Genomic DNA, 24,898 nt, shown 5'->3' on the forward strand with positions numbered 1-24,898 from the left:
ACGGGGTTTCGGGGCCGTTGACCACGGGCATCACTGTCGCGACAGGTCAGGACAAGTCAGAGGTTGGTATGTGATGACGGTGGAATCGAGGTCTACCGCAGACCCGTCGATCGGCGAACTGATGAGTCAGTTGTCGACGCAGACGTCGCGGCTGATTCGCGACGAGATGCGGTTGGCGCAAAAGGAATTTCAGGAATCAGCAAAGCACGCCGGAATCGGCGCGGGTTTGTTCAGCGTCGCGGGCTTGTTGGCCTTCTTCGGCGCGGCGACGTTGATCGCCGCGGCGGTGGCGGCGCTGTCCCTGGTGCTGGAGGTGTGGGCTGCGGCGCTGATCGTGGCGGCAGCGCTGTTCGTCGTCGCGGGTATCGCCGCGCTGATCGGACGCAAACAAGCTCGGGAGGTCACTCCCGCGGCTCCGAAGACCGTCGAGACGGTGAAAGCCGACATCCAGGAATTGAAGGACGCCCGTTCATGACCGCACCGGATTCACGTCCCGAACCAGGCCCGGAAGCGGGCGTTGACGATATTCAGGCCGACATCGAGCAGACCCGCAACGAACTCGGCGAGACGGTCGAGGCGCTGCAGGCCAAGTTGGATGTGAAAGGGCGCGCCAAGGACAAGGTCGACGAAACCAAGGAACGCGCCAAGGACAAGGCGACAGAGACGAAGGAGCGCGTCGTCGAGAAGGCGGACACGCTGCGGCATACGGCCACCGACAACCCGAAGCGGACGGTGCCCGTGGCGGCGGTCATCGCCATCCTTGCGGTGCTCGGGATCGTCGTCTGGCGTCGCCGCCGCTAGCCTTCCGACGGTCCGAACCGGAAGCGGCGGCCCGTGACCCTTGTCGGAAGTATGCGGACGTAGTGCTGTTTGACGTGCGAAGTCCACGACAGCAGTTGCGCCCGTTCGGCCTCCGCGAGGTCGTCGTCATCGCGCACCGGGCGGGCCACGCCCCGAACGACCACACTCCAGCCTTCGGCGACGTTGTGGTCGTCGGCTTCGAACACCACGTCGCGGTTGATCGCGGTGCTGACCAACTTGGTGCCATCGGCGGTGCGGAACAACAGCGTCCGACGCTGAACGACGAAGTTGACGGGGAAGATCTCCGGCTGGCCGTCGGCGCTGGTGACGAGTCGCCCCAACGACGCGCTGCCCAGCAGCTTCCAGCATTCGCTTTCCGGAAGTATCTCCCCGGGCTGGTTCACTTCAGACATGGTCACCCGCCGTCACCAGACCGATCACGTAAGGCATGGTCCCGAGTCTAGGGAGGCGCGCGGTGAGTGCCGAAGGCTGTGGCGGAGTGGTCCCGGCTGGGTTCGAACCAGCGACCTTCCGCGTGTGAGGCGGACGCTCTCCCACTGAGCTACGAGACCGGAGAGTCGACCGAATGGCCGAACGACGTCGAAGACTAGCACGGTAAGGCGTCACGACCCGAATCCGCCCGAGGTTTCAGCAGCGTCCACGGCTGCGGATTCCGACACGTGCCGCGCGGCCGGCTCGGCCCGCGGTTTCTGCGTCTCCTGCGAGTGCTACCAGCTGGTTTGAAATGCAAACGGGCGGAGACGCACCGGCAAACGCGGAGATTTGTGCAGCTACACTTTGGTGGACTATCGTCGTGCTTCGCGACGGGCGACGATGTCGTTCGTGGCGCGCGGATGTAGCGCAGTTGGTAGCGCATCACCTTGCCAAGGTGAGGGTCGCGGGTTCGAATCCCGTCATCCGCTCGAAGGTGCAGTGGCATCAACCCCAGCGGTGGAGTGGCCGAGTGGTGAGGCAACGGCCTGCAAAGCCGTGCACACGGGTTCGATTCCCGTCTCCACCTCAACGATGATCTGGCGCGATTAGCTCAGCGGGAGAGCGCTTCCCTGACACGGAAGAGGTCACTGGTTCAATCCCAGTATCGCGCACCAGTACCGCCGCACTTCAACGACTGGTTCTGAGGCCCCAACCTGCCGGCGTACGATTCCCAGGCCTGGGACTTGTGTCCCAGATAACATGTTAGCTAGAGTGCCTTTCAGGCCGGGGGGCTAATTTCACCAAGATCGTTATTCATGTGGGGGAACACATGCTTCGAGTCGTGGTTTGTGCTGTCGCCTTGGCCGTAGCTGGCTCAGGGTTCGCGCCAGCGATAGGCTCCGCTCCCTACGATTCCGGCCTGGACCGCGACCGCGACGGAATCGCGACCGAACCGAACACGTGAGGTTCGCAGCTTCTGCAGCGTGGCGCGTCTGCGCTGCAACCTCCGGCCTGATGGCAGCCGTTCCCCTGGCACCGTCGGCGGCCGCTGAACCGGTCGCCGCCACGGCGACGGTCCTCGAGGTGGTCGATGGCGACACCATCGACATTCGCGATGACAACCGCGGTCACTTGCGCGTGCGGGTCCTCGGCATCGACACCCCCGAGACAAAGAAGCCTGGCTCTCCCGTCGAGTGTTGGGGACCCGAGGCGACTGAGTTCGCCACGTCGAACCTCCTCGGGAGCAGAGTTGCGGTCGTCATCGACCCGACACAAGATCGAACCGACCGCTACGGCCGCACCCTCGCGTACCTTGTGCGAGCCGACGGCTGGAACTACTCGGTCGAAACAGCCCGCGCGGGTGCGGCCCGGTCGTACATCTACGGCGGTAACCCGGTCAGCCTCTACGACGAAATAGAAGCCGCTGAGCAAGAAGCCAGAAACGCTCCGCGTGGACTGTGGGGCCCGCCATGCAACGGTGACACGGCATCGACCGCCGCAGATACAGGAGCTCCGCCTCCACCGCAGGCTCTGCCAGCCGCTGACATCCCGCCGCCGTCCTCGAGCGTCTACTACGACGACTGCGACGCAGCGCGCGCAGCCGGCGCCGCACCTCTGCGAGCCGGCGAGCCCGGGTATCGCGCCGGCCTCGACGGCGATCGGGACGGGTCCGCATGCGAAACGTGATGCTGCGGCGAACTTTTCAGATCATTGGAGCCACTACGGTGGCAATGCCCCTTATGTTCAGCCCTACGGCCGTGGCGTTGCCCTTCAGCAACTGCGATCAAGCTGAGGCGGCAGGCGCGGCGCCCGTCTTCGCCGGCCAACCCGGTTACAGTGCGGAACTTGATCGCGACGGAGACGGCGTGGCATGCGAACAAGGCAACGGCTCTGCTAGCCCACTTAGACCGTCCGCCAACACATATACGACTCTCATCGCCTGGGACGGAGCGCCATGCATCGATGTGATCTGGCCGAACAACAACCAGATGATTCGGCAAAATATTTGCCACGAACCCGGAGAAGTGAAGCTGATTTTCCACACAGCTGCCCCAGGTCAGTTGATCGGCGCCGATCCGATCATCGGCGCGGCGAATGGCGTCGCCTGCTCGGTCATGCGCGACTCCGACAAGGCGATCCTGATCCGAAGCGACGCTGATGCGGGTGACGGCAGAGACGTTAACTGCACCATCGCCGCTTCCTGAGGGGGCGGGCGCGGTCGACACGTCGGATGATCAACAACGCCCGCGACTGGTAATGCTGCGCACCGCGGTCCCGTTGCAGTCCGCATTTTGAAGCGACATTGCCGTCCATGCCATTGCTGAATTGCAGACGCTGACTGTTTGCCCGGTGGATACTGCAACCTATGGTCAATGACGCTCAAGACGATTCCGTTCAGTACCCGAACGATCCCGAGAACTGCACCCACTCGCGCGTCAGCGTCAAGGGGTCGGGCGCAATGCAGGACGCCCAAATCGACGCTGGCACATCGAATTGGGGGACGTGCCAGGACTGCGGAAAGCGGGTCCCCAATCCGGCGCCAGGAGTAGGCGGGTCGACCGGCGCCGCGGACGATAAACCCTGAGCGGGTGACCGCAGCCGGCTATCTATAGGCGTCACCCCTGCCAAACAAATCAGTTGCGGAAGTCTGGCGTCAGTCAGGCCTCTACGCCGTAGCCACCGCGAAGATCCTTGTGCGCGGCTTTGAGAATGGTCTTGCACAGCTCCACCAGCGCCTCGACGTCGATATCCGCCTCATCGCCCAGTCGCTTGAGCCACTCTCCTTCTTCATCTTTCAGCTCGGTCCACTTGCGCTCCGCGAAGATCGCCTGTTCATCGGTTGGTGGGACGTCGCCCGCCGTCTGGACCAGTCGTCTCTTGCACGCATCCAGCTGCGCCAGCGAGTAGCCGTGCTCACGGAACTGGCGGTCCCATTCGTCAAGCACCACTTCGGTGAGGTCGCGAACCGGTTCGGCGGCATACATCATCAACTCGGCGATTCCGTCGTCGAGACCCAGCCGAACACGGAATTCATAGAGCTGCCTGATGGCTTCCGCCCGCCTCTGGCTGAGGCTTTGTTCGGTCGCTTCGGATCCGGCGAGTTGTTCTGCCCCGCGCTTGAGGTGGAGGGTCGCTGAAATGAGGCGCTTCAATGCGGCCTTCTTGTCTTCCCCCGCCCGCTTCTCGTAGTCCAAGACCAGTGCGTGGTCTCGTTCTTCTTTCTTGGTCTTCGCGTCGATGCGTTTCGTCCAAATCGCTACGGCCGCAGTGGATACGACGGATGCGAAAGGCACCAAGGTGGTCGAGACCATAGTTGCCAAACTCATCGGGTCGCAACTCCTCGCTAGGCAGACACGACTCCCCCGTATTCGCACGCTGTCGTCATTTGCCCGTGATTCAGTCTGCATGACTGCGCCCAAGCGCATGCAGTTTTGACGCTTCCGCCAATAGCTACTTCACACCGGAACTTTCCGAATGCAAGAGTCCTAGGAGCTGTCTGTCGTCACACCATGGCAGCGATGATCGCCAGCAGCGCGAGCACGACGACGATGAGCCCGACCATGACGAAAAACGCGCCCGTGGCCGTCAACTGCTGCACGCGGCTTGCCTCGTCGTTGAGCATGTCTTTGATCGACGTCTTCATCCGGGCAAAGAGGTCTTTCCACGAGATGCTCGTCAGGCCGCGCCCGGTGGCTGCCGGCTCGCGGCCGGGTTCATCGGGGACTTCGCCGACGCCGTTGCCGTAAAGCACCAGGCCGAACACGATCATGACAGCCGCCAGGACCAGCAGCACCACCGCGATTGCAATCAATTGCCGCTCTATCCGTCGAGTCGAAAGTCGTTACTGCGCTGATCGTCTCATTCGCATCGAGCAAGTTCAATGACATCCCTATCAGCCTCGCATAGAACTTCCGAAGCGACATTTCCCCCGATCGGTGGAGTCGATGTCCTCCGGAAGAACGGCCGATCAGACGACGCGTCCAAGCCCGAAACGTCAATACCTTCATGCCCGTATCCGCCATCCCCAAACACAGAAAAAGATTTCCGATGACCACCACCAATCTGATGGACGATCACTACACCGTCATCAGCCGCGCCGGCGGAGTCCGAACCTCCCGTGTCGTTATCGCGGGCAGCTGCGCCGACGCTGCAGAGACGCATCGTGAGCACTACCCGGGCGGCCACATCCTGCGCGTCTTTCACGATCGGCGTACATGACCTCAGTGCCTGGGACTACCGGCGGGCTCAGGTCCGTCGGTGCCCGCGTGTCGGGAAAACGCTCGGCGGTCGGCTCCCACCTACTACGCTTTGCTGCAGACCGACCGGTCATGACGACCCAAAGGGTGGGACATGATTCGCCAACTATTCGCCGCCGCTGCGATCGCCTGCGCCGCCGTCTGCGCGGCCCCGTTCGCCTCCGCTGACGACAGGGACTACCCCGACACGCCCGGTCGCTACGCCAGCGATGTACCGGGCATGAACTACGACGCGCACCTCACCGCCCCGTGCACCAACATGGAGCGCTTCACGTTCGGCCGCGGTCCCGGCGGCGAAGTCTTGCAGTGCCGCTGGATCGAAAACCAGTGGCCGCCGGTCTACACCGGCTTCTGGGTCACCGCCTACGAGCTGTACGGCGTGCAGGAAGTCGGATCGCCCTGCCCCAAGCCACAAGCCGCCGCCCAGGCGCCCGACGGGCGGCCGATGCTGTGCCTCGGAGCGCGAGGCTGGCAGCCCGGCTTCTTCACCCGCGAAGGCTTCTTCCCGAGATAAGCCCTTCAGGTGCGTAGCGTCTCGCTCGGCGCGGTCCCGAAGGTCCGCTTGTAGACGCTGCTGAATCGGCCGGCGTGACTGAATCCCCACCGGCCCGCGATCGCCATCACGGTGTCCCTGCGCGGGTCCGCAGTTTGCAGTTCACGGTGCGCGCGATCGAGGCGCACCCGCCGGAGATACTCCAACGGAGTCATGCCGAGGTGTCGCCGAAACGCGTACTGTACCGAACGCGGCGTCACGTTGACGGCGGCGGCAATATCGCTGAGTGTTATTTCCCTGTGCGCGTTCTCGTTGATGAACGTGATCGCGCGACGCAAGACGGCAGACTGTACGCGGGCCGGGTCAATGTGGTTGCGCATAGCAACTTCCGGATACCCCGGCCGCATCGGCCAAAACGACTCCCCCTAAGTTCTGCCACCTTGGCATGATTTGCCAATGGCCGACCGAATCGAAGTACAACGCACCATCGACGCACCCGCGTCCGACATATTCGCCGTGCTGACCGACCCTCAGGGGCACGTCGCAATCGATGCGACCGGAATGCTGCAGGACGCCGAGGGCGATCGGGTCCGCGCAGCCGGCGACACCTTCGTCGTACACATGGACCGCGAAGCGCTCAACGACTTTCCGATGAGCAAATACGACGTCACCGTGTCGATCCGCGACTTCGAGCAGGACGCCCTGATCTCGTGGACCATTCTCGGCCGAATCCGCCCGCAGATCGGTCACGTCTACGGCTATCGCCTGCAACCCGCCGCCGACGGCACGCTGGTGACGTCGTTCTACGACTGGTCCGACATCGACCAGCACTGGCGGGACGCGGGCATCTTCCCCGTCGTCTCCGAAAGTGCGTTGCGGGCGACGCTGGGCATCCTCGACCGCACCGTCAAGCGCGGGTATCCGCGATCGTCAACCAGCGGTTGACGCAGGCACTGTCGTCAACTTAAGGTTGACGCATGACGGAGAACGCGAAGATCACCAACCCGGTACGGCTCGACGACCTCATCGTCGTCATCAAAAATGTGCACTCCGAGCCGCTCGACCAGCTCACCGACGCGGTGTTGGCCGCCGAAGCCCTCGGCGAGATCGCCGATCACCTAATCGGCCACTTCGTCGACCAGGCCCGCCGGTCCGGGGCGTCGTGGACGGAGATCGGCAAATGCATGGGCGTCACCAAGCAGGCCGCCCAGAAGCGCTTCGTTCCCAAGACGCCGACCGATGCCGACGTGCTCGACCCGAACGCCGGGTTCAGCCGGTTCACGCCCCGCGCTCGCAACGTCGTCGTGGAGGCGCAGAACCTGGCCCATGCTGCCGGCAACCCAGAGATCGGCTCCGATCACCTGCTCTTGGCGTTGTTCAAGGACCCCAACGGCCTGGCCGCCAAGTTGCTGGCCGCACAGGGCGTCGACGTCGATGCGGTGACGAAGGTGGTGTCGCTGCCGGAGCGGACCGCAGATGAGCTTCCCACGCTCATCCCGTTCAACGCCGCCGCGAAGAAGGCGCTCGAGCTGACGTTCCGTCAGGCACTTCGGTTGGGGCACAACTACATCGGGACCGAGCACATCCTGCTCGCGCTGTGGGAAGCCGAGGACGACGACGGTCCCCTGCACCGCGTCGGCGTCGACAAGGACCGCTTCGAAAGCGAACTCGTCGCCGCGCTGGAAGCCTTCACCAAGGACTGATCTCACACCTGGCGACGCCGCGACGTCTTCATGATGTGAGAGTGCGACCGTTCGAAGAGGTGGTGGCCCAGCACGGACCGACCGTGCTGCGGGTCTGCCGCGCGGTCGTCGGCCCCGTCGACGCCGAGGACGCCTGGTCCGAGACGTTCCTGTCCGCATTGCGCGCCTACCCTCAGTTGCCCGCGGACGCGAACGTCGAGGCTTGGCTCGTCACCATCGCCCACCGCCGCGCCCTCGACGTCGGCCGTGCCCGCACGCGCCGGCCGACGCCCACCGACCCGATGCCGGATCTGGCGTCACCGCGCGCGGATCCAGCGGCCCGCGACCACGACCTCTGGGATGCCCTGGCACGCCTGCCCGCCAAGCAGCGACAGGCCGTCGCCTACCACCACATCGCCGGCCTGCCGTTCGCCGAGATCGCCGACCTGCTCGGCAACACCCCCGACGCCGCACGCCGCGCTTCCGCCGACGGCATCAAGACCCTGCGCAAAATCTACCGTGAGGACCAAATATCATGACTGCCAACGTGTTTGACGCTCTACACCCCGATCAGGAGACGCTCGACCGGCTGCACCGACGACTGGAACGCGCCGCCGATGACGACGGCATGCTCGACATCGCCTACCGCACGATCGAAAGTCCCGTCGGTCCTCTGCTACTGGCCGCCACCACCGCCGGGTTGGTACGCGTCGCCTTCGACATCGAGGGCCACGACAGCGCACTTAACCGGCTGGCGGAGGTCGTCAGCCCCCGCATCCTGCACGCGCCGGCCCGACTGGACCTCGTCGCACGCCAACTCGACGAGTACTTCGCCAAACGCCGCACGGTGTTCGAGGTGCCGGTCGACCTGCGACTCACCGGGGGCTTCCGGCGCAGCGTGATCGAGCACCTGCGCGACATCGGCTACGGCCGGCGCGAAAGCTACGCGACCGTTGCCGCCGCCGTCGGGAATCCGCGCGCCGTGCGCGCCGTCGGGACCGCATGCGCGCACAACCCGCTGCCGGTGGTGATCCCGTGCCACCGCGTCGTGCGGTCGGACGGATCGACCGGGCAGTACGTCGGTGGTCCGGCGGCCAAGTCGGCACTGCTGGATCTCGAAGCCGCCTGAGCGTGCCTGACGCGGAAGCAGCTGTAACACGTTTCAGTGTGTGCGATCATGCGGGGATGCGTCGCTGGTTCGTGCTCCTCGTCGCCGTCATGGCGACTGTCGCCGGGATAGTCGCTGCGCCTGCGTCGGCGGTCACCGCTCCGATCGGCAGGCTCGGCGACACGTTGCAGGTCAAGTTCAAGGGCCTGGTCGCCGACATCACCGTGCACAGCGTGGACCCGTCCCCTGTCCCGCCCGGCTTCGGCTATCCCCCGCGGCCGCCGCGCCACCAGGTGTGGCGCGCCTGGGTATCCGTGCATTCGATCCAGGTGCCGACGCCGTATGCGCAGTCGATCACCTACAGCTTCCGCGGCGTCACGGCGACCGGCGACAGCTACGAGCCGCGCAACACCGACGCTCCCGACGCCCTGCAGCCCGCGCTCAGCAATGCGCCCGCGGGGTCGACGGTCAGCGGTGCGGTGTTCTGGGACTGCTACCGCGACCTGGTGTCCAACGTGGTGCTGCTCGACCGGGTCACCGGCGAGCACCTGGCTCAATGGAACGTGTAGTCGCCGTTGGACATTGACGTCGCGACGGCCGTCGATTCCGACTTGGCCGAAGTCGCCGACGTCGCGGCCCGCACCTTCCCGCTCGCCTGTCCGGCGGGGGCGACACCGGACAACATCGCGGCGTTCATCGACGAAAACCTGTCCGAGGCGCGCTTCCGCGACTACCTCGCCGACCCCGACCGGGCGGTGCTCGTCGCTCGTGCTTCCGATGGGGCAATCACCGGTTACGCGCTGCTGATTCGCGGCGTGCCCGACGACCCCGATGTGCAGCGCGCCGTCGAACTGCGACCGGCCGTCGAGGTGTCGAAGGTCTATGTGCTGCCCGAACGCCACGGCGCCGGCGTGGCGGCTGCGCTGATGTCCGCGGCGCTGTGGGAGGCGGAGGGTCTCGGCGCCAAGGTGGTCTGGCTCGGCGTCAACCAGGAGAACCACCGTGCGCAGCGGTTCTACGCCAAGCACGGGTTCGCGGTCGCCGGCACGAAGACCTTTCGGTTGGGCGGCGGCATCGAGAACGACTACGTGATGGTGCGGGCCATCTGAGCGCGAGCAGACGCTAAGCGCCCGAAAAACTGGCGTTTTCCGGGCATTTCACGTCTGCTCGCCGAGGGAAGTGCCCTCCCTCGACAGCGCGAGCAAGCGCGAGATCGCGCGCAGGTACTTCTTGCGGAAACCGCCCGCCAGCATGTCCTCGCTGAAGAGGGTGTCGAGCTTGGCGCCCGACGCCACCACCGGTATCCCGGCGTCGTACAGCCGGTCGGTCAGCGACACCAGACGCAGCGCGACATTCTGGTCGTCGACCGTGTGCACGCCGGTGATGAAGACCGCGCTGACACCCTCGATCAGCGTCAGATAGCGCGACGGGTGCATGGTGGCCAGATGCGCGCACAGCGCATCGAAGTCGTCGAGCGTCGCGCCGGTTGACTGCGCCGCAAGCTCGCTGACCTCGGCGTCGCTCAGCGGCTCCGGCGCGGGCGGTAGATCGCGGTGCCGGTAGTCCGGCCCGTCGATGCGCACCGTCTCGAAAATCGCTGCCAGAGTGTTGATCTCGCGCAGGAAGTCCTGTGCGGCGAAGCGGCCCTCGCCCAGCTGCTCGGGCAGGGTGTTCGACGTCGCGGCCACCGACACCCCGCGTTCGACGAGTTGTGAGAGCAGCCGCGAGATCAGCGTCGTGTTGCCCGGATCGTCGAGTTCGAACTCGTCGATGCACACCACGACGTAGTCGGCCAGCAGGTCGATGCACTCGACGAACCCGAAAACGCTTGCCAGCTGTGTCAACTCGCCGAAGGTCGCGAACGCCTTCGGCCCCGGCAGCCGGTAATACGACGACGCCAGCAGGTGCGTCTTTCCGACGCCGAAGCCGCCGTCGAGATACAGCCCGACACCGGGCAGCACCTGACGCCGGCCGAACAACTTCTTCTTGCCCGCCCGTCGCTGCGCCGCCTGATTGCAGAACCGCACGCATGACTGCACCGCCGCGGCCTGCGACGGCTCGGCGGGGTCTGGGAGGTAGGTGTCGAAGCTGACGTCGGAGAACGTGGGCGGCGGGACCAGTTGAGCGATCAACCGGTCCGGTGTGACGTCCGGGTGGCGGTCGACCAGATGTTGCACCGCACCGGACCCGTCCATGCAGGCACCCTATCGACGTGCTGCAATCGTGTTCATGCCCGATACCGCCGCTGCGGCGCAGTTCACCGTGCTGGGGACCGATGGCGCCCCGATCGACAGCGCCGACCGGCGGCTCGCCGACTTCTACGCCTATCCCGCCGACCTGCAGACCTGCTGGGTGCGCGGCAACATGATCGCCAGCATCGACGGCGGCGCGACCGCCGGCGGCAAGACCGCTGGGCTCGGCGGGCCGGGCGACCGCAGCGTCTTCGAGCTGATGCGCTATGCCGCCGACGTGATCCTCGTCGGCGCCTCCACCGTGCGCACGGAGAACTACTCCGGCACCCAGGTGCCCCTCGCGCAGCGCCGCAACCGGCAGGCCCGCGGCCAGGCCGAGGTGCCGCCGATCGCCGTCGTCACCCGATCCGGGAACCTCGACCCCGGCGCCCGGTTTTTCACCCGCACCGAGGTGCCGCCGCTGATCCTGACGTGCACCACCTCCTATGCCGAAACCCACAGCCGCCTCGGCGCGGTCGCCGAGGTGATCAACGCCTCCGGTTCGCGCCCTGACGCAGTCGACGGTTTCACCGCGCTGCGGGCACTGGCCGAGCGCAATTTGTTCCGGGTGCTCACCGAGGGTGGGCCGCTGTTCCTGAGCGAGCTGATCGAGGACGATCTGCTCGACGAGCTGTGCCTGACCGTGGCGCCGTTGCTGGTAGGCGGCAGGGCGCCGCGGATCGCGACGGGATCCGGCGAGGTGCTGACGCGCATGCGGCCGGCGCATGTGCTGACCGACGACGACGGCTACCTGTACACCCGCTACGTCCGGCTCGGGTGAGCCGCGGCTGAACCGCGCATCAGTACTGTGGTCGGCATGAATCGGCGTGGTCAGCTGGTCCGGCTCCTGAGCCTGGCATCCGTCGCGGCGGTCGTCGCGGCGTGCTCGCCGGGCCTTGCCGCCAATCCCCGCTTCGCCACCGACTCCGGCGCGGGCCCGCAAGGCGAGCCGACGTCGACCCAGCAGGAGCAGGGCCCACCGGCCGTCGAGGCGCCGAAGAACAAGCTGGCGTGGCGGGACTGCACGGCTCGAGTGTTCAGCGACGCGGCGGTGCCTGCCGTTCCTGGGGTGACCCTGGACTGCGCGACGTACGACGCCGACCTCGACCCGATCAACGGCGTGTCGGGCTCGGTCAGCATAGGTGTGGTCCGCGCCCGCAGTCCGCAAACCCCAGCCGACGCCGGCCCGCTGGTCATGACGACCGGGTCGGACCTGCCGTCGTCGACGCAGCTGCCGGTGTGGTTGTCGCGCGCCGGCGCCGACATGCTCAAGACCCGCCCGATCGTGGCCGTCGACCGGCGTGGCATGGGCATGTCCAGCGCACTGGACTGCCGCGACCTGTTCGACCGCCAGGAGATGCTCGACCAGGCGCAGTTCCAGGCCGGCGACGACCCGGTCGAGAACCTGGGCGCGATCGTGCAGACCGCGACGACAAGCTGCACCGACACCATCGCCCCGGGTGACTCGGCCTACGACAACTCGCACGCCGCGGAGGACATCGAGCGCCTGCGCAGCACCTGGGACGTGCCCGCGCTCGCGTTGCTGGGTATCGGGAACGGAGCGCAGGTGGCGTTGGCGTACGCCGGATCGCACCCCAACAAGGTCGCGCGCCTGGTGCTCGACTCACCGTTGCCGCTCGGGATCGCCGCCGAAGCCGCGATGGAGCAGCGCGTCAAAGGCGAACAGGCCGCGCTGGACGCGTGGGCCGCGCAGTGCGCAGCGACGAACTGCCCGCTGGCGCCCAACCCGAAGGCCGCGGTCGATGAACTGCTCTCGGCGGCGCGTCAAGGTCGTGGGCCCAACGGCGCCGCGGTCGCGACCGTCGCGAACGCGATCTCGACAGCCCTGGGCTACCCGCGTGGAGACCGGATCGCGGCGGGCAACGCCTTGGCCGCGGCGGTGGCCGCCGCACGGTCTGGGGACACGAACCCGTTCACCAACCTGATCGCCCAGGCCGAAACCCTGCGCAACAGCGACGGTCAGTTCGTCAACGGCTGCAGCGACTCGCTGAACCGGCCGACCCCGAACCGGGTGCGGGAACTGGTCGTGGCGTGGGACAAGCTGTACCCGCAGTTCGGCGCCGTCGGTGCGCTGAACCTGGTCGACTGCCTGCACTGGCCCAGCGGGACCACGCCGCAGGAACCGAAGAACCTCGACATCCCCGTCCTGCTGCTCGGCACCCAGAACGACCCGATCGTCGGCAACGAGGGGGTCGCCGCGGTGGCGGCCACCGTGATCAACGCCGGGTCGGCCAACAAGCGGGTGATGTGGCAGGGCATCGGGCACGGCGCCTCGATCTACTCGCCGTGTGCGCTGCCACCGGTGATCGGCTACCTGGACAGCGGCAAGCTGCCCGAGACCGACACGTTCTGCCCTGCCTGACGCCTGATGTCGACGGCGGTCGGGTACCGTGCGGTCGTGCGCGATCTTGTGGCCAGTTCACTAGCGACGGCCTTCCGGCCCCGCACCTCCCCGCCGAGCGTGGCAGATGTGCTGAAGCTGATCCTGTGGCCGCTGGCGATCCTGTTCATCATTCACCGCAGCTACGTGCTGGCGACCAACGGCTACATCACCGACGACTACGGGCCCGTCTACCGGGCCGTCGTCAATTTCAAGATGGGCTGGGACATCTACAACGAGCACTTCGACCACGTCGACCCGCACTACCTGTACCCGCCGGGCGGCACGCTGCTGATGGCGCCGTTCGGCTATCTGCCCATCGACGCGTCGCGGTACTGGTTCATCTTCTTCAACACGGTGGCGATCGTGCTCGCCGCGTACTTCCTGATCCGGCTGTTCGGCTACACCTACCGCTCGGTGGCGCTGCCCGCGCTGCTGGTGGCGATGTTCAGCACCGAAAGTGTCATCAACACACTGGTTTTCGGCAACATCAACGGCTGCATCCTGCTGTTGGAGGTGCTGTTCTTCCGCTGGCTGCTCGACGGAAACAAGAAACACGAATGGTGGGCCGGTGTCGCCATCGGCCTGACCGTGGTGGTCAAACCCATTCTGCTGCCGCTGATGTTGCTACCGCTGCTGAACCGCCAGTGGCGACCGTTCGTGGGCGCCGTCGCGGTACCGTTGGTGTTCAACGCCGCCGCCTGGCCGTTGATCAGCGATCCGATGAACTGGGTCACCCGCACGCTGCCCTACATCCTGACCACCCGCGACTACTTCAACAGTTCCATCGCGGGCAACGGCATCTACTACGGCCTGCCGATGTGGCTGATCCTGTTGCTGCGCATCGGATTTGCGCTCCTGGCGGCCTATACGCTGTGGTTGCTCTACAAGTACTACCGCACCCGCGATCCGCTGTTCTGGATGCTGACGTCCTCGGGCGTGCTGCTGATCGCGTCGTTCCTGGTGCTGTCGCTCGGCCAGGGTTACTACTCCATGATGTTGTTCCCGTTCCTGATGACGGTCGTGCTGCCGAACTCGGTGCTGCGCAACTGGCCGGCGTGGCTGGCGATCTACGGGTTCATGAGCGCGGACCGCTGGCTGCTCGGGCATTGGCCCACGACGGGCCGGTTCCTCGAGTACATGAAGTTCACCTACGGCTGGGGGCTGATGCTCGTGGTCGTGTTCTCGGTGCTGTACTTCCGCTATCTGGACGCCAAGGCCGAGGGCCGACTCGACGGCGGGATCGATCCGGTGTGGTTGAAGAAGCGTTCGGCGCCTGAACCTTCTGCACCCGCGGAGCCTGTCGCATCGACGGCGCCGGCGAAGCCCACAGCACCACCGATCAGCTGACGCCAGCCCCGAGATTGCACTGAGGGTCGTGATCCGTCGCGTGGCTACAACCCTGGCTGCAATTTCGGGAATGGCGACTAGCGTGGAGGCATGACCACACCGGCTCCCAAACTGCAGCTGACCGATGACGAGTGGCGCCAGAAGCTCAGCCCGGAAGAGTTCCACGTGCTGCGCGAGGCCGGCACCGAGCGCCCCTTCACCGGCGAGTACACCGACACCAAGACCGAGGGTATCTACGAGTGCCGCGCCTGCGGTGCCGAGCTGTTCCGCAGCACCGAGAAGTTCGAATCGCACTGCGGCTGGCCGTCGTTCTTCGATCCCGCCGACTCCGACGCCGTCATCCTGCGGTCCGACGACTCGCTGGGTATGCGCCGCGTCGAGGTGCTCTGCGCGAACTGCCACAGCCACCTCGGCCACGTCTTCGAAGGAGAGGGCTATCCGACGCCGACCGACCAGCGCTACTGCATCAACACGATCTCGCTGCGGCTGGTGCCGAACAGCTGACCGCCGAGCGACGACCTACCCCGGGTAGACGGCGAACTCGGCGCGGTCCTCGGTGTCGGCGACACACTGGAACAGCAGCGGCGCGGTCATCGCGTTACCGGAGTAACAGGTGAAGGGGCCGATCACCTGGTACTTGTCGCCGTTGAGGTCGTACTGGACGGCGTAATCCGATGCGGTGATGCAGTCGATGTCACCGGCGGTGATGTCGATGACCTGACCGAACCGCGGAGCGCACCGCTCGCTGTCCGGTGGCTGCGCGAAGCTGCTGGGCGCTGTCACCAGCGCAGCAATTGACATCGTGGCGGCAACCAGTGCCTTCGTCCTCATCGACCAATGATGAACGAGCGCAACCGCCGGTGTGGCCTTTTACGGCAGGCGTTCGATCAACTGCTCGGCGCTGATCCGCGGGCCGGTGAAGAACGGCGTCTCCTCGCGGGTATGCCGGCGCGCGTCAGTGGCGCGCAGGTCACGCATCAGGTCGACAATCCGATGCAGTTCCGGCGCCTCGAACGCCAGGATCCACTCGTAGTCGCCGAGCGCGAACGCCGGCACCGTGTTCGCCCGGACCTCCTTGTAGCCGCGCGCAGCCATCCCGTGTTCCGACAGCATCCGCCGCCGCTCCTCGTCGGGTAGCAGGTACCACTCGTAGGACCGGACGAACGGGTAGACGCAGATGTAGTTGCCGGGCTCCTCGCCGGCCAGGAACGCCGGGATGTGGCTCTTGTTGAACTCCGCCGGGCGGTGCAGCGCGACGCTGCTCCACACCGGTTGGCTCGCGCGCCCCAATGCCGTGGTGCGACGGAAGTCGGCGTAGGTGGCCTGAAGCGCCTCGACGTTGTCCGCGTGCGTCCACATCATGAAATCCGCGTCGGCGCGCATGCCCGCGATGTCATACAGGCCGCGCACCACCACGCCGCGTTCCTCCTGCTGCTTGAGGAACGTCGCGGTCTCGTCGACGACCGCTGCGCGCTCCTCTCCCAGCTCGCCCGGCCGCACCGAGAACACCGAAAACATCAGGTAGCGGATGGTGGAGTTGAGCGTGTCGTAGTCGAGTTTGGCCATGGCCCTATCGTGCCACGCGCGGAGTGACCAGCGACGCCGCCGCCCTGGTCGCCGCCGTCACACACGCGGGCACGCCGATGCCGTCCAGGAACCCGCCCGCCACCGCGATCGTCGGCGGCAGCCCTGCCCGCAGCTCCGCTACCAGCTGACCGTGGCCGGGCCCGTACTGCGGCATCGCGTCGATCCACCGCTGCACGTGACAGTCGACCGGCTCCGTCCTCACCCCGAACAACGTCGCCAGATCTTGCGCAGACCAGGTAAGCAGCTCCTCGTCGCCGGCGCTGCGGGCCAGGTCATCGCCGAATCGGCCGAAAGACAACCGCACCAACTCGACGTTGCCGCGCGGACCCCACTTGCGCGAGGACAAGGTCACCGCTTTGGACCGCAGGCGTTCACCGCTGGCCACCAGCACCCCGGATTGCCGTGGCAGCGGCGTCCCGCCCGGCAACGCCAAGGCCACCAGCGCCGTGGAGGCCACCGGGATGCGTCGCGCTGCGGCGGCGGCACGCGGGGCCACGTCGGCGATGAGCCGCGCCAGCCGCGGTGCCGGCACGGCCAGCACCAGCGCGCCTGCGTGATGGCGGGCGCCCTCGTCGTCGACCACTTCCCAACCGTGCGGGGCTGGGTGCACGCTCTCGGCGGTGACCTGCCGCCAGCGCACCCCAGCGCGGCGGACGAGCTCCTCGACCAGCACCGCGTAGCCGCCGTCGACCGCGCCGAAGACCGATCCGGACACCGCAGGAGGCAGCGCTTCCCGCACGGCGTCGGTCAAGCTGGGCGCGCCGCGGTCCAGTACGGCGGTCAGTGCCGGAACCGCCGCCCGCACCCCGATCGTCGCCGCGGAACCGGCATAGACCCCGGCCAGCAGCGGCTCCACCGACCGGGTCACCACCTGCTCACCGAACCGGTCGCCGATCAGTTCGGCGACGGACGGATCGGCGCCGGGGCGCCACGACAACGGCCGCTGGCGTTCGGCGTGTATGCGCGCGAGCGTCGCGTCGTCGACCAACCCGGCCAGCGCCGACGCCTGCGCCGGTATCCCCTGCAGCGTGCCTACCGGCAATGGATGCAGGCGGGCCTGGCTGTAGATCAGCGGGCGCGCACCCGTCGTACCGATCTGCCTGTCGGCCAACCCGAGCTCGGCCAGCAACGCGGGGACTTCCGGCCGCCGCGCGACGAACGCCTCGGCGCCCACATCCATCGGCTGGCCGCCGACCCGTTCCGTGCGCAGCACGCCGCCCAACCGGTCCGCGGGATCCAACAGCGTGATCGATGCGTCAGGTCCCGCCGCAACGCGCAGTCGATAGGCGGCGACGAGACCCGAAATGCCGCCGCCGACAACGCAATACGACGGAACCCGGTGGTGCTCCTCGCGTGCGCGGGTCACAACGAATGCACCAGCGCCACCACATCGGTGATCATCCCCGGATCGGTGGCGGGCAGCACGCCGTGGCCCAGGTTGAACACATGGCCGGCCGCTCCGGCGTCGACAGCGCGCCTGCCGTCGTCGACAACGGCACGCGCTGCGCGTTCCGCGACCGGCCAGCCCGCCAGCAACACCACCGGGTCGAGGTTGCCCTGCAACGCCGTCCCGGGCACGACTCGGGCGGCGGCGTCGGACAGCGACGTGCGCCAGTCGACCCCGACGACGGCCGGGGCGCCGTGGCCGGAGGCCGCCTGCGACATCGCGCCCAGCAGTTCGGCGGTACCCACCCCGAAGTGCGTCATCGGCACCCCGGCGCCGGCCAACGTCGCGAACACCCGGGCGCTGTGCGGCAGCACGTAGCTGCGGTAATCGGCCAGCGACAGGGTGCCCGCCCACGAGTCGAACACCTGGATCGCGTCCACGCCGGCGTTCACCTGGACCTGCAGAAACGCGATCGTGATGTCGGTCAGCGCCGTCATCAATGCATGCCAGGTGTCGGGTTCGCCGAACATCATCGCCTTGGTGCGCTCGTGGTTGCGGCTCGGTCCCCCTTCGACCAGGTAGGACGCCAACGTGAACGGCGCCCCGGCGAACCCGATCAACGGCACGTCGCCGAGCTCGGACACCAACATGCTGACGGCCTCGACGACCGGCGCGACCTGCTGCGGCTCGAGCGGCCTGAGGGTGGCGACGTCGCCGGCAGTGCGGATCGGATGCTCGATCACCGGGCCGACGTCGGGCACGATGTCGAGGTCGATACCGGAAGCCCGCAGCGGCACCACGATGTCGGAGAACAGGATGGCGGCGTCGACCCCGTGCCTGCGGACCGGCTGCAGCGTGATCTCGGTGATCAGCCCGGCATCGAAGCAGGCCTGCATCATCGTGTTCTTCGCCCGCAGCGCGCGGTATTCCGGCAACGACCGGCCGGCCTGTCGCATGAACCACACCGGCACACGACTGGGTTTGCGGCCGCTCGCGGCGGCCAGATACGGCGACTCGGGCAGCTCACGGCGGATGTTCATCGCTTTCAATGCTGCCATGCGGACCGCCAACGACCGCCCTCGCCTCGAGGCGGACCGATGCCCGGCCGAATCGGCGCGCCATGCGCACAGACCAGCTCAGATCGGCTAGCGTGGATCGTCGTGACCACCGCCGAACCGGCTCAGTTCCGCGAAGCGGTGGCGGCAATGACTGCCACCACCGTCCGACCGGAGATCGAGCTCGGCCCGATCCGCCCGCCGCAGCGTCTGGCGCCGTTCAGCTATGCGTTGGGCGCCGAGGTCCGACATCCCGAAACGGTGATCGTCCCGGAGCGCTCGGAAGGCGATGCGTTCGGTCGGCTGATTCTGCTGCACGACCCCGAAGGCGCCGAGGCCTGGGACGGCACCATGCGGCTGGTCGCCTACATCCAAGCCGACCTGGACCCCAGCGAGGCGGTCGATCCGCTGCTGCCCGAAGTGGCGTGGAGCTGGCTCGTCGACGCGCTCGAGGAGAGGGCCGAACACGTCACCGCGCTGGGCGGCACCGTCACCGCCACCACCTCGGTGCGCTACGGCGACATCTCCGGCCCCCCGCGCGCTCATCAGCTCGAACTGCGAGCCTCGTGGACGGCGACGACGCTCGAGTTGGGGCCGCACGTCGAGGCGTTCTGCGAGGTGCTCGAGCACGCGGCCGGTCTGCCTCCTCAAGGCGTCACCGACCTGGGCTCGCGCACCCGCGCTTGACGATGACCAAGGCTTCATCGGAGGCATCTGGGGCCGAACACGCCGAGCCGGAAGCCACGCCGCTGCTGAGACCGCACGGCGGGGTGCCCCAACTGTCGAGCAGCGTCAGCGAAATCCGCAGGGCCGCCGACCTTCTGGCGTCCGGCCACGGGCCGTTTGCGGTGGACGCCGAACGCGCATCCGGGTTCCGTTACTCCAACCGCGCCTACCTCGTGCAGATCCGGCGCGACGGCGCGGGCACCGTCTTGATCGACCCGGTGAGCCACGGCGCCGATCCGGTCGAGACCTTGGCGCCGGTGGCCGAGGTGCTGGCCAGCGACGAGTGGGTGCTGCACGCCGCCGACCAGGATCTGCCGTGCCTGGCCGAACTCGGTATCCGGCCGGTCACCGTGTACGACACCGAGTTGGCCGGCCGACTGGCCGGCTTCGAGAAGGTCAACCTCGCCGCGATGGTGCAGCGCCTGCTGGGCCTGCAACTCATGAAGGGGCACGGCGCCGCCGACTGGTCCCGGCGACCGTTGCCCGACGAATGGCTCAACTATGCGGCGCTGGACGTCGAGGTGCTGATCGACCTGCGCGACGCGATCGCCGCGGAACTCGAGAAGCAGGGGAAAACCGACTGGGCGGCACAAGAATTCGACCAGCTGCGAAACTTCGAGGGGGCACCGACGCGGCGTGACCGCTGGCGGCGCACATCGGGCATCCACAAGGTCCGCGACCCGCACGCCCTGGCCGCGGTGCGCGAACTGTGGACCACCCGCGACCATATTGCCCAGCGTCGCGACATCGCGCCCGGCCGCATCCTGCCCGACTCGGCGATCATCAACGCCGCCACCGCCGATCCCGACACCGTCGAGAAGCTGACCGCGCTCCCGGTGTTCGGCGGAAACCGGCAGCGGCGCAGCGCGAAGGTGTGGCTGGACGCGCTCGCGCGGGCGCGCACCACGCAGGACCTGCCGTCGTCGCAGGAGCCCTCGAACGGGCCACCGCCCGCATCCCGGTGGGTCAGGCGCAAACCCGAAGCCGCCGCCCGGTTGGAGGCGGCACGGGCCGCGATATCCGAGGTGTCGCAGCGGGTTTCGGTGCCGCCGGAGAATCTCGTCTCCCCCGACGTCGTGCGCCGGTTGTGCTGGGATTGGGAGCCGCCGCGGGACTCGACCGTCGCCGCGGCGGTCGAGGAGTTTCTCCGCGAGGCGCGGGCCCGCCCGTGGCAACGCGAGTTGACCGTGCCGGTGCTGGCCGACGCTTTGGAGCGCACGCCAAGCCCCGGCGAGCCGAGTTAGCCGGTCACCTTATCGACGTGGGCGAAGAAGTGGCGCACCACTTCTGCGGGCGCCTCGAGTTGCGGCCAGTGACCGATGTCGTCGGCAAGCATCACGACGTCGGCATCGGGAATCACCTCGGCGTAGCGACGGGCCATGTGGGCGCCGGAGTTCGGGTCGACCGGGCCGTCGATCAGGCGCATCGGCACCGCGGTTTCCCGCATCGCGCGCACCCAGCGGTTGCGATGCGTGTAGCGGTCGCCGAGGAAACGTCCGACCTTGTGCAGCACCCGTTTCCCGTCGTTGTACTCGAGGATCTGGTGGAAGCGGTCCATCAGCTCACGTGACGGTTTGGTGTTCGGGCCGAACATCTCGTTGATCGTGGACTCGAGCAGGCGCCGCGACAGCGGGCTGCCCTGCAGCGGGCTCATCAACCCGCCCAACGGTGTTGCCGACATCAGCTTCTGCATGGTGCGCGGCGTGTACGCCTCGTTGAACAGCCCACCGTTGAGCCAGGTGATCGACTGGTACTGCACCGACCCGTAAGCCTGTTCGCGAAATTCGCTGCGGGCCAGCAGTTCCTGACCGACCGAATCGCCGAGGTCGTGGACCAGCACGTGGCAGCTCTCGACGCGCAGATGGTCGAGCAGCGCCTCGTGCATGTCGGCGTGATCGGCCACCGAGTACCGGTAGGCAGCCGGTTTCGCCGAGAACCCCAAGCCGATCATGTCCGGCGCGATGACGGTGAAGCGCTCTGTGAGCGTCGGCCAGATCAGCGACCAGTCCCACGAGTTGAACGGATAGCCGTGGATGGTCAGCAGCGTCGGCGCCTCGCCGAGCGGCGGACCGTCGACCCGGTAGAAGATGTCGAAGCCGAGGTAGTCGAAGTATCGGCCCGCGGCCTTCCAGCTCTTCAGCTCCGCATCCATCACCGCAGCCTAGTCAGCGGAACTGCTGCGCCAAGAACGGCGTGGAATCCGGCAGCGAAGCCAACACGGTGCCGCTGTGGTCCTCGTCGGGGTAAACCTTCAACGTGACGTCTTGACCGTTGGCGGTGAGCCGGTCGTTGAACCGCAACGTCAGGCTCGGCGGCACGTCGCGATCGAGCAGTCCGACGCCGAGAAATATCGGCCGGTCATACCCGTCCGCGGGGATTCCCATGAACGCGTCGACGGCCTCGACAGCGCCCGGAATCGACGCCAGGGGTTCATCGAAGAAGCCGGGCACCGTCATGTCGGCCAACGCCGCGGACAGCTCAGCGACACACACGGTTTCGGCCTGATCGGCGGCGGCGCGGCCGGCCGGGGTGAGGATGCGGTTGATGTCGAGGTCGGGGCGAGCCTCCCGCAGCGCGGCCACGATGTAGGCGGTGTAGGCGTTGGCGACCGGACCGAGTTCCGGGGGGACAGCCATGTTCGGGCCTGCCTGCTTGACGATGCTCTCGACATCGGCGGGGGTTCCGGTGGCGACAACTGCGCGATAGTCGAGACCCGAACCGGCACTGAACTCCGTGGCCCATCGGGCGGTGGCGACGGCTGCTCCACCGCCCTGCGACTGACCCACCACAGCCCATTTGGGTGACAGCGGCAGACCCATCTGGTGTGCCGCGATCATCGAATCCACCACGCCTCGGGCCGTGGTGACGCTGTTGAGGTAGCTCATCAATCCCGGGGTGCCCAGTCCCGCGTAGTCGCTGCCGACGACCGCGTAGCCCTGGTTCAGCCAATGCGTCAGGTACTCGTTGTCGCGTTCACTGCGCGGCTGTGCCGACGGCGTGCAGGCGTCACCGAGCCCGACAGTCCCGTGCGCCCAGGCGATGACGGGCCAGCCGCCCTGTGGCGGAGGGTTTTTCGGAGTGAAGACGACTGCCGTGCTCACCGCGGGGCGGTCGTGCTGGTCGATGGTGGCGTACAGGATGCGATAGGCCTCACCGGCTCCGGCCACCGAGAGAGCAGGGTCGAGCGGGACCGTCTCGATCAAACCGCCCGGCGCCGGGATCGGACCGTCGTAGGCGCGCGCATCGAGACCCGACCACTGCGGCGCCGCAGCCGATGCCGTGCCGGTTGTCCCCACCAGTGCGACCGCACACACCAGCGCGACAATCAGAACACGAACTACCCCAGCGAATTTCATTTCTACAGCCTAGACGCCTGCCCCCTACCGAGCTGACCAGACGCTAATTGCCCCAATACGGCGGCGTTTCGGGGCATTCTGCGTCTGCTCGCGCTGTCAACGACTAGTCGAACCGCTCGCTGACTTCGGGCTCGGTGGCCGCCGCGCCCTGCGCGGCGACCCACCCGGTGATCTGGCGGGCCACGGTGCGATCGGTCAAGCCGACCTCCGCGAGCACCTCGCTGCGGGACGCCTGCGCGAAGAACTCCTGCGGAAGGCCCACGTCGCGGCACGGCACGTCGATCTCCGCGCGACGCAGCGCCGCCGAGACCGCCGACCCGACACCGCCGTTGACGCCGTTGTCCTCGAGCGTCACGACGAGTTTGTGCTCGCGCGCCAGCCCGGCGATCGCCTCCGGCACGGGCAGCACCCACCGCGGGTCGACGACCGTCACGCCGATGCCCTGGTTGCGCAGCAGTTCGGCGATGGCTAACGCCATTGACGCGAACGGGCCGACCGCCACCAACAGCACGTCGTCGGCGAGACCGTCGGCGGGCACGGCCAGCACGTCGACGCCGCCGCGCCGTTCGACAGCCGAAATGTCTTCGCCGACATCGCCTTTCGGGAACCGGATGGCGGTCGGACCGTCATTGATGTCGAGGGCCTCGCCGAGTTCCTCACGTAGCCGGGTGCCGTCACGCGGTGCGGCCACCCGTATACCGGGCACGATGCCCAGCATCGACAGGTCCCACATGCCGTTGTGGCTGGCGCCGTCGGGGCCGGTGATCCCGGAGCGGTCCAACACCATCGTCACGGGCAACTTGTGCAGCGCCACGTCCATCATGACCTGGTCGAACGCGCGGTTCAGGAACGTCGAGTAGATCGCGACCACCGGATGCAGCCCACCCATCGCCAGCCCCGCCGCCGACGTCATCGCATGCTGCTCGGCGATGCCGACGTCGAAGAACCGGTCCGGGAAGCGCTGCCGGAACGCGCTGAGCCCCGTCGGGCCGGACATCGCCGCGGTGATCGCCACGACGTCGCGACGACGGGCGGCATAGCCGACGAGCGCCTCGGAAAACGTCGACGTCCAGCCGGGGCCGGGCACCGACGTCGCCAACCCGGTCTCGGGATCGATGACGCCGCACGAGTGCATCTGGTCGGCTTCGTCGTTCTCCGCGGGCGCGTAGCCCATGCCCTTACGGGTGACGACGTGCACTATGACGGGCCTGCTGAAGCCCCGCGCCCGGCGCAGCGCGATCTCCACCGCATGCTCGTCGTGGCCGTCGATCGGGCCGACGTACTTCAGCCCGAGGTCGGTGAACATCACCTGCGGCGACAACGCGTCCTTGATGCCGGCCTTGATGGAGTGCATGCTCTGATAGCACAGCTCACCGATGATCGGGACGCCGCGCACCGCCTTGCGGCCCTCTTCGAGCACCCGTTCGTAGCCCGGTTGCAGCCGCAGGCCGGCCAGGTGCTCGGCGAGACCGCCGATCGTCGGCGCGTAGCTGCGGCCGTTGTCGTTGACGACGATCACGACCGGCCGTCGCGCGGCGGCGATGTTGTTCAGCGCCTCCCAGCACATGCCGCCGGTCAGGGCGCCGTCGCCGACGACGGCGACCACGTGCCGGTTGCGGTGCCCCGACAACTCGAACGCCTTGGCCAGCCCGTCGGCGTACGACAGCGCCGAACTGGCGTGGCTGGACTCCACCCAGTCGTGCTCGCTCTCCTCGCGCGACGGGTAGCCCGACAGGCCGCCCTTCTTGCGCAGCGTGTCGAACTCGTGGCTGCGTCCGGTCAGCATCTTGTGCACGTACGACTGGTGTCCGGTGTCGAAGACGATCGGGTCGTGCGGCGAATCGAACACCCGGTGCAGCGCGAGCGTGAGCTCGACGACGCCGAGGTTCGGGCCGAGATGTCCGCCGGTCGCAGCAACCTTGTGGATCAGAAACTCGCGGATCTCACGTGCCAGATCGCTTAGTTGCGACTGCGTCAGGTGCTGCAGATCGGCGGGACCGCGGATCTGTTCAAGCATTCGTTCAGTTTAC

29 protein-coding genes, 4 tRNA genes and 1 pseudogene are annotated in these 24,898 nt (G+C 67.2%); 21 read left to right on the plus strand and 13 right to left on the minus strand.

The window, feature by feature from the left end; all coding sequences use genetic code 11:
* Positions 1-73 precede the first annotated feature (73 nt).
* On the plus strand, positions 74-475 hold the full coding sequence (locus tag AU185_RS13810; RefSeq protein ID WP_172800215.1) for a phage holin family protein: 402 nt from the start codon (positions 74-76) through the stop codon (positions 473-475).
* Positions 472-801 (plus strand): DUF3618 domain-containing protein, encoded by a 330-nt coding sequence (locus AU185_RS13815; protein WP_059099877.1) that lies wholly within the window; start codon positions 472-474, stop codon positions 799-801. The genes AU185_RS13810 and AU185_RS13815 overlap by 4 nt, the downstream gene beginning before the upstream one ends.
* On the opposite strand, the gene AU185_RS13820 is transcribed toward AU185_RS13815, so the two are convergent.
* Positions 798-1,214: a pyridoxamine 5'-phosphate oxidase family protein gene (locus AU185_RS13820; protein ID WP_059100146.1), complete on the minus strand. Its 417-nt coding sequence runs from the start codon at positions 1,212-1,214 to the stop codon at positions 798-800. The genes AU185_RS13815 and AU185_RS13820 overlap by 4 nt on opposite strands.
* 87 nt (positions 1,215-1,301) lie before the next feature.
* Positions 1,302-1,373 (minus strand) — tRNA-Val (locus AU185_RS13825).
* 278 nt (positions 1,374-1,651) lie between these two features.
* On the opposite strand from AU185_RS13825, the gene AU185_RS13830 reads away from it, so the two are divergent.
* From AU185_RS13830 to AU185_RS25635, 5 genes and pseudogenes are all read left to right on the plus strand, one after another.
* A tRNA-Gly gene (locus AU185_RS13830) sits at positions 1,652-1,724 on the plus strand.
* Positions 1,725-1,751: 27 nt separating this feature from the next.
* A tRNA-Cys gene (locus AU185_RS13835) sits at positions 1,752-1,822 on the plus strand.
* Positions 1,823-1,835: 13 nt separating this feature from the next.
* Positions 1,836-1,910: transfer RNA gene (locus AU185_RS13840), tRNA-Val, on the plus strand.
* A 340-nt stretch (positions 1,911-2,250) separates the two neighbouring features.
* Positions 2,251-2,922, plus strand: coding sequence for a thermonuclease family protein (locus tag AU185_RS25900; protein WP_156425521.1), 672 nt, complete (start codon positions 2,251-2,253; stop codon positions 2,920-2,922).
* Between the two features lie 89 nt (positions 2,923-3,011).
* Positions 3,012-3,113, plus strand: a pseudogene (locus AU185_RS25635) (excalibur calcium-binding domain-containing protein); the annotation flags it as partial.
* Positions 3,114-3,893: 780 nt separating this feature from the next.
* Here the strand turns inward: AU185_RS25635 and AU185_RS13855 are convergent.
* Together AU185_RS13855 and AU185_RS13860 are read right to left on the minus strand one after the other, a co-directional pair.
* Positions 3,894-4,562 carry a hypothetical protein gene (locus tag AU185_RS13855; RefSeq protein WP_059099875.1) on the minus strand — a complete coding sequence of 223 codons (669 nt, stop codon included), beginning with the start codon at positions 4,560-4,562 and terminating at the stop codon, positions 3,894-3,896.
* A 176-nt stretch (positions 4,563-4,738) separates the two neighbouring features.
* Positions 4,739-5,029: a hypothetical protein gene (locus AU185_RS13860; protein WP_231740328.1), complete on the minus strand. Its 291-nt coding sequence runs from the start codon at positions 5,027-5,029 to the stop codon at positions 4,739-4,741.
* Between the two features lie 254 nt (positions 5,030-5,283).
* Here AU185_RS13860 and AU185_RS25165 point away from each other — a divergent pair, with 254 nt between their 5' ends.
* On the plus strand, positions 5,284-5,454 hold the full coding sequence (locus AU185_RS25165; protein WP_156425522.1) for a hypothetical protein: 171 nt from the start codon (positions 5,284-5,286) through the stop codon (positions 5,452-5,454).
* 132 nt (positions 5,455-5,586) lie between these two features.
* Positions 5,587-6,006 (plus strand): hypothetical protein, encoded by a 420-nt coding sequence (locus AU185_RS13865; protein ID WP_059099873.1) that lies wholly within the window; start codon positions 5,587-5,589, stop codon positions 6,004-6,006.
* 5 nt (positions 6,007-6,011) lie between these two features.
* Here AU185_RS13865 and AU185_RS13870 read toward each other — a convergent pair whose 3' ends face one another.
* Positions 6,012-6,365 carry a helix-turn-helix transcriptional regulator gene (locus AU185_RS13870; protein WP_059099872.1) on the minus strand — a complete coding sequence of 118 codons (354 nt, stop codon included), beginning with the start codon at positions 6,363-6,365 and terminating at the stop codon, positions 6,012-6,014.
* Between the two features lie 76 nt (positions 6,366-6,441).
* Here AU185_RS13870 and AU185_RS13875 point away from each other — a divergent pair, with 76 nt between their 5' ends.
* Genes AU185_RS13875 through AU185_RS13900 form a run of 6 tightly spaced genes read left to right on the plus strand, consistent with a single transcriptional unit; the run spans position 6,442 to position 9,884 of the window.
* Complete coding sequence (locus AU185_RS13875) at positions 6,442-6,930, plus strand: SRPBCC family protein (protein WP_059099871.1); 489 nt, start codon at positions 6,442-6,444, stop codon at positions 6,928-6,930.
* A gap of 32 nt (positions 6,931-6,962) precedes the next feature.
* The gene (locus AU185_RS13880) at positions 6,963-7,688 is read left to right on the plus strand and encodes a Clp protease N-terminal domain-containing protein (protein ID WP_059099870.1); all 726 of its coding nucleotides are present in this window, start codon (positions 6,963-6,965) and stop codon (positions 7,686-7,688) included.
* A 35-nt stretch (positions 7,689-7,723) separates the two neighbouring features.
* Positions 7,724-8,206, plus strand: a complete 483-nt coding sequence (locus AU185_RS13885) for an RNA polymerase sigma factor (RefSeq protein WP_231740327.1) — start codon at positions 7,724-7,726, stop codon at positions 8,204-8,206.
* Complete coding sequence (locus tag AU185_RS13890; RefSeq protein ID WP_059099868.1) at positions 8,203-8,796, plus strand: methylated-DNA--[protein]-cysteine S-methyltransferase; 594 nt, start codon at positions 8,203-8,205, stop codon at positions 8,794-8,796. The genes AU185_RS13885 and AU185_RS13890 overlap by 4 nt, the downstream gene beginning before the upstream one ends.
* 56 nt (positions 8,797-8,852) lie before the next feature.
* Entirely contained in the window at positions 8,853-9,344 is a 492-nt protein-coding gene (locus AU185_RS13895; protein ID WP_059099867.1) for a hypothetical protein, read from the plus strand.
* Positions 9,345-9,350: 6 nt separating this feature from the next.
* Positions 9,351-9,884: a GNAT family N-acetyltransferase gene (locus tag AU185_RS13900; RefSeq protein WP_059099866.1), complete on the plus strand. Its 534-nt coding sequence runs from the start codon at positions 9,351-9,353 to the stop codon at positions 9,882-9,884.
* 48 nt (positions 9,885-9,932) lie between these two features.
* Here the strand turns inward: AU185_RS13900 and zapE are convergent, their stop codons facing one another.
* On the minus strand, positions 9,933-10,970 hold the full coding sequence (zapE, locus tag AU185_RS13905; protein ID WP_059099865.1) for a cell division protein ZapE: 1,038 nt from the start codon (positions 10,968-10,970) through the stop codon (positions 9,933-9,935).
* A 34-nt stretch (positions 10,971-11,004) separates the two neighbouring features.
* Between zapE and AU185_RS13910 the strand changes: the two genes are divergently transcribed.
* The 4 genes from AU185_RS13910 to msrB all read left to right on the plus strand — a co-directional run bounded on the left by AU185_RS13910 (position 11,005) and on the right by msrB (position 15,261).
* Positions 11,005-11,787: a pyrimidine reductase family protein gene (locus tag AU185_RS13910; protein ID WP_059100144.1), complete on the plus strand. Its 783-nt coding sequence runs from the start codon at positions 11,005-11,007 to the stop codon at positions 11,785-11,787.
* Between the two features lie 36 nt (positions 11,788-11,823).
* Complete coding sequence (locus tag AU185_RS13915; RefSeq protein ID WP_059099864.1) at positions 11,824-13,389, plus strand: alpha/beta hydrolase; 1,566 nt, start codon at positions 11,824-11,826, stop codon at positions 13,387-13,389.
* 6 nt (positions 13,390-13,395) lie between these two features.
* Entirely contained in the window at positions 13,396-14,757 is a 1,362-nt protein-coding gene (aftC, locus tag AU185_RS13920) for an arabinofuranan 3-O-arabinosyltransferase (RefSeq protein WP_156425523.1), read from the plus strand.
* Positions 14,758-14,847: 90 nt separating this feature from the next.
* Positions 14,848-15,261, plus strand: coding sequence for a peptide-methionine (R)-S-oxide reductase MsrB (msrB, locus tag AU185_RS13925; protein WP_059099863.1), 414 nt, complete (start codon positions 14,848-14,850; stop codon positions 15,259-15,261).
* A 15-nt stretch (positions 15,262-15,276) separates the two neighbouring features.
* Here the strand turns inward: msrB and AU185_RS13930 are convergent, their stop codons facing one another.
* From AU185_RS13930 to hemE, 4 genes are read right to left on the minus strand one after another with little or no spacing between them, the layout of a single operon-like run.
* A complete protein-coding gene (locus AU185_RS13930; protein WP_156425524.1) occupies positions 15,277-15,588 on the minus strand; it encodes a hypothetical protein in 312 nt (103 codons plus the stop codon).
* Positions 15,589-15,627: 39 nt separating this feature from the next.
* On the minus strand, positions 15,628-16,323 hold the full coding sequence (gene hemQ, locus AU185_RS13935; protein WP_059099861.1) for a hydrogen peroxide-dependent heme synthase: 696 nt from the start codon (positions 16,321-16,323) through the stop codon (positions 15,628-15,630).
* A 4-nt stretch (positions 16,324-16,327) separates the two neighbouring features.
* Entirely contained in the window at positions 16,328-17,710 is a 1,383-nt protein-coding gene (locus AU185_RS13940) for a protoporphyrinogen oxidase (RefSeq protein ID WP_059099860.1), read from the minus strand.
* Positions 17,707-18,771 carry a uroporphyrinogen decarboxylase gene (gene hemE / locus AU185_RS13945; protein ID WP_059099859.1) on the minus strand — a complete coding sequence of 355 codons (1,065 nt, stop codon included), beginning with the start codon at positions 18,769-18,771 and terminating at the stop codon, positions 17,707-17,709. The genes AU185_RS13940 and hemE overlap by 4 nt, the downstream gene beginning before the upstream one ends.
* 165 nt (positions 18,772-18,936) lie before the next feature.
* Here hemE and AU185_RS13950 point away from each other — a divergent pair, with 165 nt between their 5' ends.
* Entirely contained in the window at positions 18,937-19,473 is a 537-nt protein-coding gene (locus tag AU185_RS13950; RefSeq protein WP_231740335.1) for a DUF3000 domain-containing protein, read from the plus strand.
* Between the two features lie 2 nt (positions 19,474-19,475).
* Positions 19,476-20,756 carry an HRDC domain-containing protein gene (locus tag AU185_RS13955; protein ID WP_059099857.1) on the plus strand — a complete coding sequence of 427 codons (1,281 nt, stop codon included), beginning with the start codon at positions 19,476-19,478 and terminating at the stop codon, positions 20,754-20,756.
* On the opposite strand, the gene AU185_RS13960 is transcribed toward AU185_RS13955, so the two are convergent.
* From AU185_RS13960 to dxs, 3 genes are all read right to left on the minus strand, one after another.
* Complete coding sequence (locus AU185_RS13960) at positions 20,753-21,664, minus strand: alpha/beta fold hydrolase (protein WP_059099856.1); 912 nt, start codon at positions 21,662-21,664, stop codon at positions 20,753-20,755. The genes AU185_RS13955 and AU185_RS13960 overlap by 4 nt on opposite strands.
* Before the next feature lie 13 nt (positions 21,665-21,677).
* Positions 21,678-22,868, minus strand: coding sequence for an alpha/beta hydrolase family protein (locus AU185_RS13965; protein WP_059099855.1), 1,191 nt, complete (start codon positions 22,866-22,868; stop codon positions 21,678-21,680).
* A gap of 103 nt (positions 22,869-22,971) precedes the next feature.
* On the minus strand, positions 22,972-24,885 hold the full coding sequence (gene dxs / locus AU185_RS13970; protein ID WP_059099854.1) for a 1-deoxy-D-xylulose-5-phosphate synthase: 1,914 nt from the start codon (positions 24,883-24,885) through the stop codon (positions 22,972-22,974).
* Positions 24,886-24,898: the final 13 nt, after the last annotated feature.

It is taken from the genome of Mycobacterium sp. GA-0227b, assembly GCF_001499855.1.
In the GTDB taxonomy this organism is placed as follows: domain Bacteria; phylum Actinomycetota; class Actinomycetes; order Mycobacteriales; family Mycobacteriaceae; genus Mycobacterium.

What these genes read in the sequence shown, in the direction of transcription:
- AU185_RS13810 (WP_172800215.1), top strand. Translation starts at nt 74, where the DNA reads ATGACGGTGGAATCGAGGTCTACCGCAGACCCGTCGATCGGCGAACTG.
- AU185_RS13815 (WP_059099877.1), top strand. Translation starts at nt 472, where the DNA reads ATGACCGCACCGGATTCACGTCCCGAACCAGGCCCGGAAGCGGGCGTT.
- AU185_RS13820 (WP_059100146.1), bottom strand. Translation starts at nt 1,214, where the DNA reads ATGTCTGAAGTGAACCAGCCCGGGGAGATACTTCCGGAAAGCGAATGC.
- AU185_RS25900 (WP_156425521.1), top strand. Translation starts at nt 2,251, where the DNA reads ATGGCAGCCGTTCCCCTGGCACCGTCGGCGGCCGCTGAACCGGTCGCC.
- AU185_RS13855 (WP_059099875.1), bottom strand. Translation starts at nt 4,562, where the DNA reads ATGAGTTTGGCAACTATGGTCTCGACCACCTTGGTGCCTTTCGCATCC.
- AU185_RS25165 (WP_156425522.1), top strand. Translation starts at nt 5,284, where the DNA reads ATGACCACCACCAATCTGATGGACGATCACTACACCGTCATCAGCCGC.
- AU185_RS13865 (WP_059099873.1), top strand. Translation starts at nt 5,587, where the DNA reads ATGATTCGCCAACTATTCGCCGCCGCTGCGATCGCCTGCGCCGCCGTC.
- AU185_RS13870 (WP_059099872.1), bottom strand. Translation starts at nt 6,365, where the DNA reads ATGCGCAACCACATTGACCCGGCCCGCGTACAGTCTGCCGTCTTGCGT.
- AU185_RS13875 (WP_059099871.1), top strand. Translation starts at nt 6,442, where the DNA reads ATGGCCGACCGAATCGAAGTACAACGCACCATCGACGCACCCGCGTCC.
- AU185_RS13880 (WP_059099870.1), top strand. Translation starts at nt 6,963, where the DNA reads ATGACGGAGAACGCGAAGATCACCAACCCGGTACGGCTCGACGACCTC.
- AU185_RS13890 (WP_059099868.1), top strand. Translation starts at nt 8,203, where the DNA reads ATGACTGCCAACGTGTTTGACGCTCTACACCCCGATCAGGAGACGCTC.
- AU185_RS13895 (WP_059099867.1), top strand. Translation starts at nt 8,853, where the DNA reads ATGCGTCGCTGGTTCGTGCTCCTCGTCGCCGTCATGGCGACTGTCGCC.
- zapE (WP_059099865.1), bottom strand. Translation starts at nt 10,970, where the DNA reads ATGGACGGGTCCGGTGCGGTGCAACATCTGGTCGACCGCCACCCGGAC.
- AU185_RS13910 (WP_059100144.1), top strand. Translation starts at nt 11,005, where the DNA reads ATGCCCGATACCGCCGCTGCGGCGCAGTTCACCGTGCTGGGGACCGAT.
- AU185_RS13915 (WP_059099864.1), top strand. Translation starts at nt 11,824, where the DNA reads ATGAATCGGCGTGGTCAGCTGGTCCGGCTCCTGAGCCTGGCATCCGTC.
- aftC (WP_156425523.1), top strand. Translation starts at nt 13,396, where the DNA reads ATGTCGACGGCGGTCGGGTACCGTGCGGTCGTGCGCGATCTTGTGGCC.
- msrB (WP_059099863.1), top strand. Translation starts at nt 14,848, where the DNA reads ATGACCACACCGGCTCCCAAACTGCAGCTGACCGATGACGAGTGGCGC.
- AU185_RS13930 (WP_156425524.1), bottom strand. Translation starts at nt 15,588, where the DNA reads ATGAGGACGAAGGCACTGGTTGCCGCCACGATGTCAATTGCTGCGCTG.
- hemQ (WP_059099861.1), bottom strand. Translation starts at nt 16,323, where the DNA reads ATGGCCAAACTCGACTACGACACGCTCAACTCCACCATCCGCTACCTG.
- hemE (WP_059099859.1), bottom strand. Translation starts at nt 18,771, where the DNA reads ATGAACATCCGCCGTGAGCTGCCCGAGTCGCCGTATCTGGCCGCCGCG.
- AU185_RS13950 (WP_231740335.1), top strand. Translation starts at nt 18,937, where the DNA reads ATGACTGCCACCACCGTCCGACCGGAGATCGAGCTCGGCCCGATCCGC.
- AU185_RS13955 (WP_059099857.1), top strand. Translation starts at nt 19,476, where the DNA reads ATGACCAAGGCTTCATCGGAGGCATCTGGGGCCGAACACGCCGAGCCG.
- AU185_RS13960 (WP_059099856.1), bottom strand. Translation starts at nt 21,664, where the DNA reads ATGGATGCGGAGCTGAAGAGCTGGAAGGCCGCGGGCCGATACTTCGAC.
- AU185_RS13965 (WP_059099855.1), bottom strand. Translation starts at nt 22,868, where the DNA reads ATGAAATTCGCTGGGGTAGTTCGTGTTCTGATTGTCGCGCTGGTGTGT.
- dxs (WP_059099854.1), bottom strand. Translation starts at nt 24,885, where the DNA reads ATGCTTGAACAGATCCGCGGTCCCGCCGATCTGCAGCACCTGACGCAG.